A 13446-nucleotide genomic window follows, 5' to 3' on the forward strand; every position below is an offset into this window, starting at 1 on the left:
AAGGGCGAGTCAAAGGGGGAAGACGCCGAGGACGACGCAGGCGAGGGTCATCACCACCGAGGCCGCCAGCAGGAACGGGAAGGTGAACTTCTGGTGGTCGGCGAGGTCGACCCCGGTCAGACCGCAGACCAGGAAGGTCGCGGGCGTCAGCGGGCTGACGGGGAATCCCGTCGTCATCTGGCCGAGCAGCGCGCCCTGGGCGACTTGGACCGGCGGGACGCCGAGCTGGTGGGCCACCTCCGCCACCACCGGCAGGACGCCGAAGTAGAACGAGTCCGGGTCGAACAGCATCGACAGGGGCATCGAGACGAGGCCGAGCGCGAACGGGATGTGGCGCCCCATCTCCGGAGGCACGAAGGTGACGGCCGTCTGGGCCATGGCCTTGAGCATGCCGGTGCCCTGCATGATCCCGGTGAACACGCCGGCGGCGAGGAGGATCGAGGCCATCAGGATCGCCGCCCTGGCGTGCGCGTCGATGCGCTGCCGCTGGGCGTCGACCTGCGGGTAGTTGATGACCAGAGCGAGCGCCGTGCCGAGCATGAACATCAGCGCCGGCGGCACCTTCTCGGCCAGGAACACCATCGTCCCCAGGACCGCGACCGTGAGGACGATGTTGATCCAGAAGCGTTCGGGGCGGCGCAGGGTCCGCTCCGCGTCGCTCAGGGTGCGGGCGCTCGGGGCCGGGCCGGGCGCGGACCCCGCGGACCCCGCCGCCCCGGGGACGAGGGCCAGACGGCGCTCCTCCCGCAGGCCGAGCCAGTACGAGACGGCGAAGATGAAGACCAGCCCGACCGCCTGAACCGGCACGAGGGGCGAGAAGATCTCGGGGATCGGCAGCTTCAGGGCGGCCGAGGCGCGGATCATCGGCCCGGTCCAGGGCAGGAAGTTCACGCCCGCCGCCATCGAGGCGGCGCAGGCCAGGACGCGCCGGTCGATGCCGACGCGGTCGTAGAGCGGCAGCATCGCCGGGATGGTGATCAGGAAGGTCACCGCGCCCGACCCGTCGAGGTGGATCAGCAGCGCCAGCAGGGTGGTGCCGGGCACGATCCGGGTGGGGCGGGTGCCGACCCGGGCGAGGATCCGGTCGATGATCGGGTCGAGCATCCCGGCATCGCTGACGATGCCGAAGAACAGGATCGCGAACACGAACATCCCGACGACGCCCGCGAGGCTCTGCAGGCCCGCGAGGACGAACTTGCCGGTGTCGAACCCGAACCCGCCGATCAGGGCGGCCGCGACCGGGATGACGATCAGCGCCACGAGGGGCGACATCCGCTTGGTCAGGATGACCGCGAGCAGCAGCGCGATGGTGCACAGGCCGAGCAGGGCCAGCATCCGTTCCTCCCGTTGGGCGCCGACGCGGTTCGAATCCGCGCCTGTATCGGGTCAGGAGACGGCGGAAGACTTCATGATACAATTGAAAAGATCGGATCGCAGCGATAGTCCGGGGCTATGGATCTCAACCTGCGGCAGGTGCGGGCCTTCGTGTCCGTCGTCCAGACCGGCAGCTTCACCCGCGCCGCCGCCCTGCTGAACCTGTCTCAGCCCGCCCTGACGGTTCAGATCCAGCGCCTGGAGGCGATGCTCGACGCGCGGCTCCTCGACCGGACCAGCCGCACCGTCGCGCCGACGCGGCTCGGCCGCGAGTTGCTGCCCGTGTTCCAGCGGGTGCTGCGCGACCTCGACGCCGTGGTGGTCGACACCCGCGACCTCGCGGCGCGGCGCCACGGGGTCGTGCGCGTCGCGACGCTGCCGTCCTTCGCGGCGAGCGTGCTGTCCGACGCGATCGCGTGCTTCCGCGCCGAGCACCCCGCCGTGACCTTCCTGATCAAGGACGTCATCGCGCAGCGGGTGCTCGACCTCGTGCGCGGTGAGGAGGCCGATCTGGGCATCGTCGGCGGCGACGTCCGCGATCCGGAGATCAGCGTCCTGCACGGGACGCGCGACGCCCTGCACGTGATCTACCCCGCCGATCACCCGATCGGCGCGCTGCCCCGGGTCACGATCGCGGCGCTCGCCGAGCACCCCCTGATCCTGATGGATCCGGCCACGAGCGTGCGGGCGGTGGTCGACCGCGCCTTCGTCGGCTCGGGCCGGCTGCCCCGTGTGGCCTGCGAGGCCACCTACATGATGACCGCCGTCAGCATGGTCCGGGCCGGCCTCGGCCTGACGATCCTCCCGGGCGCGGCGCGGGAGATGCGGGCCGAGCCCCTGCTCCGTTCGCGGGCGATCGACGACCCGCTGTTCGAGCGCCCGGTCTGCTTGATCAAGAAGGCGGGTCGGACGATGCCGCCGGCCGCCGAAGCGTTCTGCCGGATGGTGGCGGACCGGCTCGCGGATTCGGGCGGGACGGCCGCCGGCGCCGCACCGAGCGCCTGAGCGGCCGGCCGGATCCTCAGGCCCGGTGCCGCACGACGCCGTCCATCATGGTCAGGACGACCTGGGTCCGGTGGATCTCGTGCGGGTCGATCGCCAGGATGTTGCGGTCGAGGACGATCAGGTCGGCGCGCTTGCCCACCTCGACCGACCCGATCCTGTCGTCCATGCGGAGCTGGTAGGCGGCGCCCATCGTGTTGGCGTGGATCGCCTCCGCGACCGTCAGGCGCTCCTCGGCCGGGCTCAGCACGGGCGCGTCCGGCCGCCCGACCAGCTGCCGCGTCACGCCGACCTGGATCGACGTGAGGGGCGCGTAGGTCGAGACATAGCCGGCCGCCGGCCAGTCCGTCCCGAAGGAGACGCGGCCGCCCTGCTTCAGGATCGTCCTGGTCCGGTAACATCCGGCCGGCGCGATGCGCGCCGTAGCGCGCCATCATGTTCTGCAGCGTGTCGGGATCGGCCGACGACCAGTTGGCCGAGAACTGCGCTGTCACGCCGAGCTGGGCGAAGCGGGGCGCGTCGCTGTCCTCGACATAGACCAGATGCGCGATGGCGTGACGCCGGTCGCGGGCCGGATTGTTCGCGACGGCCTTCTCGATCGCGTCGAGCGCGACGCGGGCGGTCCGCTCGCCGCAGGCGTGGACGTGGACGTCGAAGCCCGCCGCGTCGACCGCGCCGACGAGGTCGTGCCACTGCGCCTCGGTGAAGGGCGACCCTCCGGTCGAGTCGGGCAGGTCGGCGTAGGGCTCGATCAGCCACGCCGTGTAGCCACCTTGCGAGCCGTCGCCGACGATCTTCACGATGTCGACGTGCACGAGCTCGCCGGAGACCTGCCGACGCACGGCGTTGAACTGCTCGACCGTGTCGTCGATCGGCAGCGACTTCACCGAGTAGGAGGCGGAGACGCGGAACGGCAGCGTGCCGCGCTTCTCGGCCTCCACGTAGAGCGCGATGATGGCGGCCTGATCGCTGCCGACCGGCGGGACGCCCGCGTCGAAGACCGTGGTGATGCCGGCGGCCGCGGCCTTGGGCAGCCAGCCCTCCAGCAGGCTGCCCATGGCGGCGACGCTGATGGGCTCCACGGCGTTGACCAGCCCGAGAACCGCGTTGACCTCGAGCACGTAGCCGGTGGGGTCGCCCTTCTGGTCGCGCGCGTAGTAGCTGAAGCGCGGGATCGGGTCGGGCGTGTCCCGGTCGACGCCGGCCATGGCCAGCGCCTCGGAATTGGCCCACAGGCTGTGCCCGTCGATGGCGAAGAAGAAGGCCGGCCGGTCCGGCAGGATGGCGTCGAGTTCGGCCCGGTTGGGGCCCTCCGGGGGGAACATGTCGACGCGCCACCCGAAGCCGCGGATCGGGCCGGTCGGATGCGCCCGCGCGTAGGCCTCGATGGCCGCGAGGACCTGGGCGAGGTTGTCGAGCTGCAGGTCGACGCCGGACGTCAGGAACGCGCCGAGGAACGGGTGGGTGTGGCCCTCGACGAAGCCGGGCATCAGCAGCCGGCCCTCGAGATCCACCATCTGCGTGGCCGGGCCGCCCAGCGCCATCGCGCCGGCCGCGTCACCGACATGGACGATGGTGTTGCCGCGCACCGCGACGGCTTCGGCCCAGGGGGCCGGTCCCGCCACCGTGTAGACGGGACCGTTGTGGAACACGACGTCGGCCGGCCCCGCGGTGGTCGCGCGGGGCGCGCCCTGTCCGGCGCGGGCGTCCGTCGGGACGATGTCCAGCGCCAGGGCCGTCGCGGTGATCGCCGTCGCGGTCATGGCGGTCGCGGTCATGGCGGCGCCCGACCGCAGCACCGCGCGCCGATTGACGGCGCGCCCGCCCCCGAAGGCCTGGAAATGGGGCGCCCAATCACACGCGACGCACATGAAAGCCTCCCGATTCCCGGCCAAGCTCTCGACGGGACCTGACCTCGTTCTTGTAAATGTTTAGCTAAGATTTATTAGCGTTTGACTAAGGTCCGTCCGCTTAGATTTCGGGGGATGATCGAGACGACCAGTTCAGATCGACAGGGCCGGTGGTCGGCCTGGCCAGAGATCCGCCCATGCCGAGCGCCATCGGGACTCTATCGGTCGGTCAGATTACGGTGGATAGTGGAGCCATCCGGCTCACGACTGGACGAAGGCGGTTCCGGCAGGCGACGGGTACTGCCAGGTTGTTTCACGCGCGCTCGACGACGGGAGGCACAATGACCCGAACCCTCTTCCGCTCCGCGGGCTTGGCCTTGCTGAGCCTGGCCGTGCCCGCCACGCTCGCGGCACAGGGCCTGGCGCCCGACCAGACCGGCACGGGCGGCGGCCCGGCCTCGACGATCACGGCGCCGAACACCAACAGCCTCGGCGTGACCAAGCCCCCCGGCACCTCGCTCGGCCCGGGCGAAGTGCCGCCGCGCGCCGTGCAGGAGCACGAGCGCGCCCGGCTCAACAAGATCGAGCGCAGCATCTGCGACGGCTGCAACTGAGCGGAGGCGGGGCTGCCCGATCCCCGGGCGCGCAGACCCGCGCGGCCTCGCGACCGCGGCGGCCCCGGCCCTAGGCGGCCCGGACCTCGTCCAGGAAGCTGCGGACGGCCCGGCTGAGCCCGTCGGACCGCATCGCGAGGGTGCGCGCGGCGCCGAGAACCTGCGTCGCGGCCGATCCCGTCTCGCCGGCCCCCTCGCGCACCGATCCGATATGGCCCGTGACCTGCCGGGTCCCGCGCGCGGCCTCCTGAACGTTCCGCGCGATCTCGCGCGTGGCCGCGCCCTGCTCCTCGATCGCCGAGGCGATGTGGGTGGCGATGCCGGACATGTCGTCGATCGTGCGGGTCACCCCCTGGACAGCCTCCACCGCGCCGCGCGTGGCAGATTGAATCGCGCCGATACGGGCGGAGATCTCCTGGGTCGCCCGGGCCGTCTGCTCGGCCAGCGTCTTGACCTCCGCGGCCACCACCGCGAAGCCGCGCCCGGCCTCGCCGGCGCGCGCCGCCTCGATGGTGGCGTTGAGGGCGAGCAGGTTGGTCTGGCTCGCCACGCCCGAGATCAGGCCGGCCGCCGCGCCGATCCGGTCGGCGCTGTCGGACAACTCCCGGATGATGCTGCCGGTCTCCTGCGCGCGCGCGATCGCCGAGGCGGCGATCTCCACCGAATGGGTCACCTGCCCGCTGATCTCCTGCACGGAGGCCGCCATCTCCTCGGTCGCGCTCGCGACCTGCTGGACGTTGCCGGACGTCTGCTCGGCGGCGACCGAGACGCTCGCCGCGAGGGTGTTGGTCTGCGCGGCGATCTCGGTCATCGAGGCGGCGGTCGCCTCCATCTCGGTCGCCGCGGCGGTCAGCTCGTCCGTGAGCGCCCCGGCCTCCCGCTCGAAACCGCGCGTGATGCGGTCGAGCAGCTCGGCGCGGCGCATCTTGGCGGCGTCGGCCTCGGCCTGCAGGGCGGCCAGCCGCCGTGCCTCGATCCCCGACTCCTTGAAGACCTGCACGGCGTCGGCGATCTGGCCGATCTCGTTCCGCTCGCCCTGGTGCGGGATCGCGACCGCGAGGTCCCCGGCCGCGAGCCGCCGCATCGGTTCCAGCACGGCGCGGACACTGGCGGCGATGCTCCGCACGATCAGCGCTCCGAGCGCGATGGCGAGCGCGAGGGCCACGGCGCCGATCGCCAGCATGAGCCGCTTCGCGCCGGACGCGGTGGCCGCCCCCTGGGCGATCGCCGTCTCACCGCTGGCGTTGTTGAGCGCCACGATCTCCTCGAGCGCCTGGGACGCCGCCTTGATGTGGGGGCGGACGCCGACGAGGCTCTCGCGCAACGCCAGATCCTTGTGGCCCGTCCGCGAGTATTCCAGCACGGCGGGAATCGCCGCGAGGTAGCTCTTCCATTCCCGATCGAACACGTCGAAGAGCGCGCGCTCCTTCGGGCCGTCGATCAGCGGCGCGTAGTGGCGCATCGCGGCGGCCACGGCCTCCGTCTTCTTCGACAGGGCCGCCTCCTCGGCCCGCATGTGGGCGGCCTCGGGGTAGAGGATGTGGTTCACGACGCTGACGCGCACATCGATCACGTTGCCGCGCAGCTCGCCGGCGTACCGCACGCTGGGCAGCGTGTTGTCGCCGAGGCGGCCCTGGTCCTCGGCGAGATTGCCGACGGCGCGCAGGCCCACGCCGTCGACGAGAAGCAGACAAACGATGAGCAGACCGAGTGCGCCGACGAGCCGGTGCTTGATCGAGAGTTTCGCGAACCAAGCTTTCATAGTCCGAGCGCAGCTCCAGATCGAAGCCACTAACTTGGAAGCGCGACGATAATATTCCGTTACAGGATCTGCTTCCGATGCGCTCACAAACAAAGCGCTCAAATCAATTTTCAGTTGAATTCTTCGTGTCCGGTGTCTCGTCTGCCCGCGCATCTCCACTGTTGCGCGAGACCTGACGCGTACGGTGCCATGAGCCGTCCCGGACTGGAGCGGCTCGGAGCGCTCCGCACCTCGTCCGGGCTCCGGCCCCGTCGCCGATGCGCCGACCGGGTCCGCGGCCCGAGATCCGCCGTCGTCGGTCATGCCGGGCCGGGCAGATGCGTGACGTCCGGGTAGACGCGGCCGCGCGCACCGACGATCCTGTCCGGCGTCGGAAGCGAACCCCTGCAGCGATGGCGCCGATTCTCCGCTCCCTCCTCCGCGCCTACTGGCACGAGGCGCGCTGGACGATCCTGCTGGTCCTCGCCGCCACCCTCGCGGGCGCCGTGGCGGCGGTGTCCGCCCCTTACCTCTTCTCCCGCGCCGTCGACGCGCTCGCGCGCGGGCCGGACACGGCGGCGGCCCTGCATCTGCTGCTGCTCTACGCGATCGTCTACGGGGTCGCGAGAGCGTGCGGTCAGGCCGCGCGCTTCATGGCCTTCCTGTCCGCCGAGCGCCTCAGCGTCATCGCCAACGCCGCATTCTTCGCCCGCCTGCTGCGCAAGACCCCGGCCTTCTTCCTGGACCACAACCCCGCGGAGGTCGGCAGCGCCCGACAGGAAGGCGCCCGGACCCTCAACGTCGTCACGCAGCTGGGAATCGGCGGACTCCTGCCGGGCGCCGTGCAGATCGGCGTCGGGGCCGCACTTCTCGGCAGCCTTCTGAGCTGGGAGACGGCCGCGATCGTGCTCGTCTACGGGGCCGTCGTGATCGGCCTGGACTACCTCCGCATCGGTCGCGTGCGGCCCTTCCTGGACGCCGCCATGGAGCGCGGCCAGGAGAACGCGCGGCTCGTCGGCAACGCCATCACCCTCATCGACACGCTCCGCCAGACCCGCGGCGAGGCCTGGATCAGCGCGCGCTTCGCGGCCGGGGCCGCGGACGCGTACGCGAACTGGCGCCGGTTCGCGCTGGCGAGCGGCGTGTTCAGCGGCGCCCTGGGGGCCGCGGCCGCGCTGCAGCTGGCCGTGACGTTCCTGATGCTCCTCCCGCGCTACGAGGCCGGGCAGCTGTCGGTCGGCGACATCGTGCTGTTCAACACGATGCTGATCCAGCTCAGCGAACCGTTCCACCTCGTCGGCATGGCGATCAAGGAGACCGCGGAGGCCGCCGCCCGTTTCCGCCCGCTGGTCCGGATGTGGGCCGCGCCCGAGGAGGCCGAACCGTCCGATCCGCTCCCCTATCGGGGGGCCGAGGGGAGGATCGCGTTCGAGGCGGTCGGCTTCCGCTACCCGAACGGGCGCGGCGTCGCCGACTTGAGCTTCACCGCCCGGCGCGGCCGGCCCACTTTCCTCGTCGGCGAGACCGGATCGGGCAAATCCACAGTCCTGAAGATGCTGCTCAAGGGGCTCGCCCCGACCGAGGGCCGGATTCTGGTCGACGGCGTCGACCTCGCCCGCGTGCGCAGCCACGACTGGTTCGCCCATGTCGGCGTCGTGCCGCAGGACGTGATGCTCCTCAACGACACCCTGGCGGTCAACATCGTGCTGGGGCGTCCCTCCGATCCCGCGCGCCTGCGGGCGGCCGCCGAGCGGGCGTCGATCCTGGCGCGCGTCGAGGCCATGCCGGAGGGTTTCGAGACGGTGGTGGGCGAGCGCGGCCTGAAGCTGTCGGGCGGGGAGCGGCAGAGGATCGCGATCGCCCGCGCCCTCTACGCGGACCCGAGCATCCTCATCCTGGACGAGGCCAGCTCGGCGCTGGACGCGGAGACGGAGCGCCAGATCATGGACGGCCTGCGTCGGCAGGCCGACCGGCTGACGATCGTGGCGGTCACGCACCGGATGGCCTCGGTCCGCGACGGCGATCAGGTTATCCGCCTGGCGTCGGACCGCGCGGCGGGCGCGCCGGTCCCGGAGGCCGCCCTCTGACGCGCGGGCCCGCGGCGACGCCGCACCGTCGGCGAACCACGACATCTTGCGGATCCTCCGTCGCCGCGCCGGACGGCGCCATGGGGAACGCGGTCGATCGCGAACCGCCGGGCCGGCGGCGTCACAGGGGATAGCGCATGGCCACGTTGCAGCGCGCGTAGCGCCGGCCGAACCGGTCCATGATCTCGGGGTCGTGCCGGAACCCGACCTTCTCGTACAGGTGCACGGCGGCTTCGCACTCGGTGTTGGTCAGCAGATAGAGCGTCTCGATCTCCATGGCAGCGGCCCGGGCCAGCACAGCCCGCAGCAGGTGCTCGCCGGCTTTGCGGCCCCGGGCCCGCGCGGACACGGCCATCTTGGTCAGCTCGTAGCAGCCCGTATCCGTCCGCATCAGCGCGCAGGTGCCGACGATTCCGAGATCCTCCGCCTCCACGAAGAGGATCAGCCCGCCGCGGTCCAGGATCTGGCCGCGGGGATCGGACAGGATCCGGCGGTCGTTCTCCTCCAGCGCGAACATCGCCTCGATCCACTCGGCGTTGATGTCGCGGAAGCGGCCCGCCAGCGCGTCCGTGTAGTCCCGGATCGTCAGGCCCGTCGCGGCGCCGCCGGCCGCGGTGTCCTGGCGGATGCGGGCCGCGAACGGGACGGCGTCGAGCCTGCGCTCCAGCACGGCGATCTGATCCAGCAGGGAGCCCGACAGCCCGGCGCACAGGCCCGCGACGGCCCTGTCGACGCGCGGCCAGAGCGCGCCCTTGGCGTGCGCCATCAGGGCCTCGCCCGCACCGCTGAGTGACAGGGCCTTCTGGCGAAGGTCCGCGCCCGACCGCGCCTCGTCGAGCAATCCGAGTTCGACGAGGCTGGCCGCCGTGCGCGTGGCCGCCGGCTGGCTGACACCGAGGGCGGCGGCGGCGGCGCCGATGGTCAGCGGACCGTAGCGGTCGATGGCGGCGAGGAGCGGGAACTGGGCCGGCTGGATGCCGAGCCCCTCGTCCTGGAGGATGCGGCCTGCGTCGGCCTGGAAGCGGTCGGCGAGGCGCTTGAGGCGGCTGCCCAGGAACAGCGGTCCGAGATCGTCGAGGATGTCTGCAGGCATGTCGTCCTCCCAGACTCGCATCATATAACACGTTATGTTTCGTGCAAGCCTACGCGCCTCAGGAGCCAGCGCGGGCGTGGCCTCGGCCAGACGGTGGATCAGAGGTCACCGGCCATCACACCGCAGGACCGGCCGCCGCCGATCGTAGATTGTGTCCCGTTGGCACTGGCCGAATGCGCAACGTAAGGTAAAATCGCCCACCCTCGGTCGTTGGTCCCGCCGTGAACTTCGTACCCCGGTCTCTCTTCACCACGGACGCCCTTCCGGAACGCGACCGCTTCGCCGCATGGCGGGCGCTGTTCTCCGCCCACGACCTCGATGCCGATCCGCACGGCTTCACGGGCCGGATCGAGACGACGCTGATCGGCCCGATGGCCCTGCGCGTGATGAACGCCGCACCGCAGGGGCCCGCGCGGTCCCGGTCCCAGATCCGGCGCGACGGACAGGACGGCTTCGTCCTGCACCTGAGCCGGCACGCCTACAGCGTCGAGACCGAACGGGGTGTGGTGGAGGTTCCGGCGGGCGCGGTCAGCCTCAACGACCTGTCGCAGCCGTACCGCCGCAGCCGGGTGCCGGAGACGGACTCGCTGATCCTGGCGGTCTCGCGCGCCGCCATCGCCACCGTGCTGCCGGACGAGGACGCGATGCACGGGCTGATCCTGGCCGGCGGCGCGGGTTGCCTCCTCGCCGATCACATCCGGAGCCTGGCCGCGCACAGCGAAGCGATCACCACGACCGACGCCGCCCATATCGCCCAGGCCACGCTCCACATGGTCGCGGCCTGCGCGCGCCCGAGCCTGGACGGGGCGGCCCGCGCGGCCGCACCGCTCGAGGCCGCCCGGCTCAGGGCCGCGAAGCGGCTCATCCGCGGCCAGCTCGACACGCCGCCCCGGATCGACGCCGTGGCGCGGGCGCTCGGCATGTCGCGCTCCCAGCTCTACCGCCTGTTCGAACCGGAAGGCGGAGTGGCGCGCTACCGCGCGCGGCAGCGCCTCGCGGCCGTGCGGGCCGCCCTCGACAATCCGCTGGAGCCGCGGTCGATCGGGGAGATCGGGGAGGCGTACGGCTTCGGGAGCAGCGCCCAGCTCAGTCGTGCGTTCCGGGAGACCTACGGCCTGACTCCGCGCGACTACCGGGCCTCCCGCAGCGGCGGCTGACGCGACCGGGACCGCCGCGGACGAACCGTCACGCGCCGCGCTCCGGATCGATGGCCGGCGGTTCTCCGGCCACCGACAGGGTCGCGCGCCGCGCGGTTCGCGCGATCGCGTCGGCGATGGGGCCGTGCAGCGACGGCGACAGGTCGTGTCCCATCCCCTGGATCGGCAGCCACGCCGCGCCGGGGATCGCGTCGGCGATGTCCTGCCCGCAGGCGAGCGGGAACAGGGGATCCTCCGTCCCGTGCACCACGAGGGTCGGCGCGCGGATCGCCGCCAATCGGGCGCGTCGGTCGCCCGCGAGGACCATCGCGGCGAGCTGCCGTCCGAAGCCGTCGGGGACGTAGCCGCGGCTCAGCTCCGCGTCGACGAGCGCCCGGTACGCCGCCTCGTCCAGAGGGTCGGACCGGCCGGCGAGCCGTCGGGCGACGGCGACGGCCTGCGCGACGAAGCCCGCCGCGTCCAGTGACGGGTCGGGGGCGGGCCGCATCATCAGGGCCATCGCGTCGGGCGCCGCCGCGGGCAGGTCCGGATTGCCCGTGCTCGACATGATCGCGGTGAGGGATCCCACACGCGCGGGATGCTCGCTCGCCAGGATCTGGGCGATCATGCCGCCCATGGAGCGGCCGACGACATGGGCGCGGCGGACCGACAGGGCATCGAGCAGCCCGACCGCATCCAGCGCCATGTCGGCCAGCGTGTAGGCGAGGTCCGGCCGCCGGCCTTCGGCCAGCGCCGCCGACAAGGTCGCGAAGTCCATGGCGCCGTGCGCGGTGAAGGCGGTCGAGCGCCCCGAGTCGCGGTTGTCGAACCGCACGACCCGGAAGCCGCGGTCCACCAGCGCCCGGCAGAAGGTCTCGGTCCAGCGGATCATCTGCGTCCCGAGACCGGCGATCAGGAGGATCGTCTCGGCGGCCGCGTCGCCGAAGCTGTCATAGGCCAGGGTGATGCCGTTGGCCGACAGGCGGCCCGACACGTCCGGCGCGCTCATATCCGGGTGGCCCGGAGGCGTTCCGCCCATCGGGTCAGGTGCTCCCTCATCACCCGGTCCCTGACGTAGCCGCTCGCCTCCTCGTCCAGCCGCTCGACGATCTCGAACGCGAAGGCCTCCGCGCCGTGCCGGTTCCAGGCGTCCTGGAGCGCGCGGTGCGGGTTCGTGCCCAGGCGCAGGGTGAACCAGAGGCGGTTCCCGATGGTCGACAGGTCGGGGGCCCCGCCGACCCAGGTCTCGCCGGTGGCCGCGCAGCGGATCGCGTAGATACCGGCCTCGACCGTGCGCTCCTTGTAGGCGTTCACGGCCGCCTTCCGGGCTTCCTTCGGCATTGGACGTCCTCTCACTTCGGCAGCGATGCTATCGAAGGGGCCGGACGCAGGCAATATTACCCGGGTAAAATTATGGACCAGGACAGCCCCGGCCGGGATTCGGACGGACCTGCCAAGTCGGATGAGGCACCGCCGACCTACACCGCCTTCGTGGGCCCGCGGCGGCTCGCCGGCGGCGCCCTGCGCGACGTGGCGCTCGCCGTGAAGGCATGGGCCGCGAAGGGCGGCGACCCCGCCCTGACCTTCGACGATCGGTCCGGTGCCGTCGTCGACCTCGACCTGCGCGGCACCGAGGCGGACGTCGTCGCCCGGCTCGCCCGGCGTGAAACCGCGGACGCCGCCGCGAACGGTCGCGGGAGCCGGCCGGACCTCGAGGGCGCCGCGCGGGGCCGCGGTCGCCCCAAGCTGGGCGTGATCGCCCGCGAGGTGACGCTGCTCCCCCGTCAGTGGGAGTGGCTCGCGGCGCAGCCCGGTGGCGCCTCGCAGGCGCTGCGGCGGCTCGTCGACGACGCGCGGCGGACGGAAGGCGGGCAGGGCCGGGTGAAGGCTGCCCGTGAGGCCGCCTACCGCTTCCTCGCCGCCGTGGCGGGCGATCTGCCCGGCTTCGAGGAGGTGATCCGGGCGCTCTTCGCCGGCGACGGCGCGGGCTTCGCCGACCGCATGGCGGCGTGGCCCCCCGACGTCCGGAACCACGCGCTGAAGCTCGCGGCCCGGGCCGCCCCGTCGACGGGCCCGGATGCGCCGTCGCGCACCCGGCGCTGACGCGCTCAGGCGGCGCGAACCGTCGCGAGGAAGCGGCCGACCTCGGCACCGAGATGCTCGGATTGCCGCGACAGCTCGGAGGCCGCCGACAGGACCTGGCTGGCCGCCGCCCCCGTCTCCTCCGAGGCCTGCGCGACGTTGCGCACGATCTCCTGCGTGGCCGCGCCCTGCTGCTCCACCGCCGCCGCGATCGACGTCGCCACGGTGTCGATCTCCCGGATCCGCCCCGTGATCCCGCCGATCGCCGTCACCGCCTGCGCGGTCACCCCCTGAACCTCGCCGATCTGGCGGGCGATCTCCTCGGTCGCCTTGGCGGTCTGCTCGGCCAGCGCCTTCACCTCGGAGGCCACCACCGCGAAGCCCCGCCCCGCCGCACCCGCCCGCGCCGCCTCGATCGTGGCGTTGAGCGCCAGCAGGTTGGTCTGGCCGACGATGCGCGACAGCCC

At 72.3% G+C, this 13446-nt stretch carries 10 protein-coding genes and 2 pseudogenes; 5 read left to right on the top strand and 7 right to left on the bottom strand.

Annotation, left to right across the window (positions count from 1 at the left end):
- Positions 1-9: 9 nt before the first annotated feature.
- The gene (locus LOK46_RS22105) at positions 10-1335 is read right to left on the bottom strand and encodes a CitMHS family transporter (protein WP_273560549.1); all 1326 of its coding nucleotides are present in this window, start codon (positions 1333-1335) and stop codon (positions 10-12) included.
- A gap of 117 nt (positions 1336-1452) precedes the next feature.
- Here LOK46_RS22105 and LOK46_RS22110 point away from each other — a divergent pair, with 117 nt between their 5' ends.
- Positions 1453-2379: a LysR family transcriptional regulator gene (locus tag LOK46_RS22110; RefSeq protein ID WP_273560550.1), complete on the top strand. Its 927-nt coding sequence runs from the start codon at positions 1453-1455 to the stop codon at positions 2377-2379.
- Between the two features lie 503 nt (positions 2380-2882).
- Here the strand turns inward: LOK46_RS22110 and LOK46_RS22120 are convergent.
- Positions 2883-4247 (bottom strand): annotated as a pseudogene (locus LOK46_RS22120) (amidohydrolase); the annotation flags it as partial.
- A 320-nt stretch (positions 4248-4567) separates the two neighbouring features.
- Between LOK46_RS22120 and LOK46_RS22125 the strand changes: the two are divergent.
- Positions 4568-4840, top strand: a complete 273-nt coding sequence (locus tag LOK46_RS22125) for a hypothetical protein (RefSeq protein ID WP_273560551.1) — start codon at positions 4568-4570, stop codon at positions 4838-4840.
- Positions 4841-4910: 70 nt separating this feature from the next.
- Here the strand turns inward: LOK46_RS22125 and LOK46_RS22130 are convergent, their stop codons facing one another.
- Positions 4911-6602: a methyl-accepting chemotaxis protein gene (locus tag LOK46_RS22130; RefSeq protein ID WP_273560552.1), complete on the bottom strand. Its 1692-nt coding sequence runs from the start codon at positions 6600-6602 to the stop codon at positions 4911-4913.
- A 392-nt stretch (positions 6603-6994) separates the two neighbouring features.
- On the opposite strand from LOK46_RS22130, the gene LOK46_RS22135 reads away from it, so the two are divergent.
- Positions 6995-8668 (top strand): ABC transporter ATP-binding protein, encoded by a 1674-nt coding sequence (locus tag LOK46_RS22135; RefSeq protein ID WP_273560553.1) that lies wholly within the window; start codon positions 6995-6997, stop codon positions 8666-8668.
- A 121-nt stretch (positions 8669-8789) separates the two neighbouring features.
- Here the strand turns inward: LOK46_RS22135 and LOK46_RS22140 are convergent, their stop codons facing one another.
- Entirely contained in the window at positions 8790-9761 is a 972-nt protein-coding gene (locus LOK46_RS22140; protein ID WP_273560554.1) for a bifunctional helix-turn-helix transcriptional regulator/GNAT family N-acetyltransferase, read from the bottom strand.
- 221 nt (positions 9762-9982) lie between these two features.
- Between LOK46_RS22140 and LOK46_RS22145 the strand changes: the two genes are divergently transcribed.
- Positions 9983-10918 carry a helix-turn-helix domain-containing protein gene (locus tag LOK46_RS22145; protein WP_273560555.1) on the top strand — a complete coding sequence of 312 codons (936 nt, stop codon included), beginning with the start codon at positions 9983-9985 and terminating at the stop codon, positions 10916-10918.
- A gap of 28 nt (positions 10919-10946) precedes the next feature.
- Here the strand turns inward: LOK46_RS22145 and LOK46_RS22150 are convergent, their stop codons facing one another.
- Both LOK46_RS22150 and LOK46_RS22155 read right to left on the bottom strand, forming a co-directional pair.
- On the bottom strand, positions 10947-11906 hold the full coding sequence (locus tag LOK46_RS22150) for an alpha/beta fold hydrolase (RefSeq protein WP_273560556.1): 960 nt from the start codon (positions 11904-11906) through the stop codon (positions 10947-10949).
- Positions 11903-12238 carry a GIY-YIG nuclease family protein gene (locus LOK46_RS22155; RefSeq protein ID WP_273560557.1) on the bottom strand — a complete coding sequence of 112 codons (336 nt, stop codon included), beginning with the start codon at positions 12236-12238 and terminating at the stop codon, positions 11903-11905. Before LOK46_RS22155 ends, LOK46_RS22150 begins: the two co-directional genes overlap by 4 nt.
- Before the next feature lie 72 nt (positions 12239-12310).
- Here LOK46_RS22155 and LOK46_RS22160 point away from each other — a divergent pair, with 72 nt between their 5' ends.
- The gene (locus LOK46_RS22160) at positions 12311-13000 is read left to right on the top strand and encodes a DUF2239 family protein (protein ID WP_273560558.1); all 690 of its coding nucleotides are present in this window, start codon (positions 12311-12313) and stop codon (positions 12998-13000) included.
- A gap of 5 nt (positions 13001-13005) precedes the next feature.
- Here the strand turns inward: LOK46_RS22160 and LOK46_RS22165 are convergent.
- A pseudogene (locus tag LOK46_RS22165) lies at positions 13006-13443 on the bottom strand (methyl-accepting chemotaxis protein); the annotation flags it as partial.
- Positions 13444-13446 lie beyond the last annotated feature (3 nt).

This window comes from Methylobacterium sp. NMS14P (assembly GCF_028583545.1).
Taxonomy (GTDB): Bacteria; Pseudomonadota; Alphaproteobacteria; order Rhizobiales; family Beijerinckiaceae; genus Methylobacterium.

Bases quoted from the DNA above. Each gene is read 5' to 3' on its own strand.
- LOK46_RS22105 (WP_273560549.1), bottom strand. From the start codon at position 1,335: ATGCTGGCCCTGCTCGGCCTGTGCACCATCGCGCTGCTGCTCGCGGTC.
- LOK46_RS22110 (WP_273560550.1), top strand. From the start codon at position 1,453: ATGGATCTCAACCTGCGGCAGGTGCGGGCCTTCGTGTCCGTCGTCCAG.
- LOK46_RS22125 (WP_273560551.1), top strand. From the start codon at position 4,568: ATGACCCGAACCCTCTTCCGCTCCGCGGGCTTGGCCTTGCTGAGCCTG.
- LOK46_RS22130 (WP_273560552.1), bottom strand. From the start codon at position 6,602: ATGAAAGCTTGGTTCGCGAAACTCTCGATCAAGCACCGGCTCGTCGGC.
- LOK46_RS22135 (WP_273560553.1), top strand. From the start codon at position 6,995: ATGGCGCCGATTCTCCGCTCCCTCCTCCGCGCCTACTGGCACGAGGCG.
- LOK46_RS22140 (WP_273560554.1), bottom strand. From the start codon at position 9,761: ATGCCTGCAGACATCCTCGACGATCTCGGACCGCTGTTCCTGGGCAGC.
- LOK46_RS22150 (WP_273560556.1), bottom strand. From the start codon at position 11,906: ATGAGCGCGCCGGACGTGTCGGGCCGCCTGTCGGCCAACGGCATCACC.
- LOK46_RS22155 (WP_273560557.1), bottom strand. From the start codon at position 12,238: ATGCCGAAGGAAGCCCGGAAGGCGGCCGTGAACGCCTACAAGGAGCGC.
- LOK46_RS22160 (WP_273560558.1), top strand. From the start codon at position 12,311: ATGGACCAGGACAGCCCCGGCCGGGATTCGGACGGACCTGCCAAGTCG.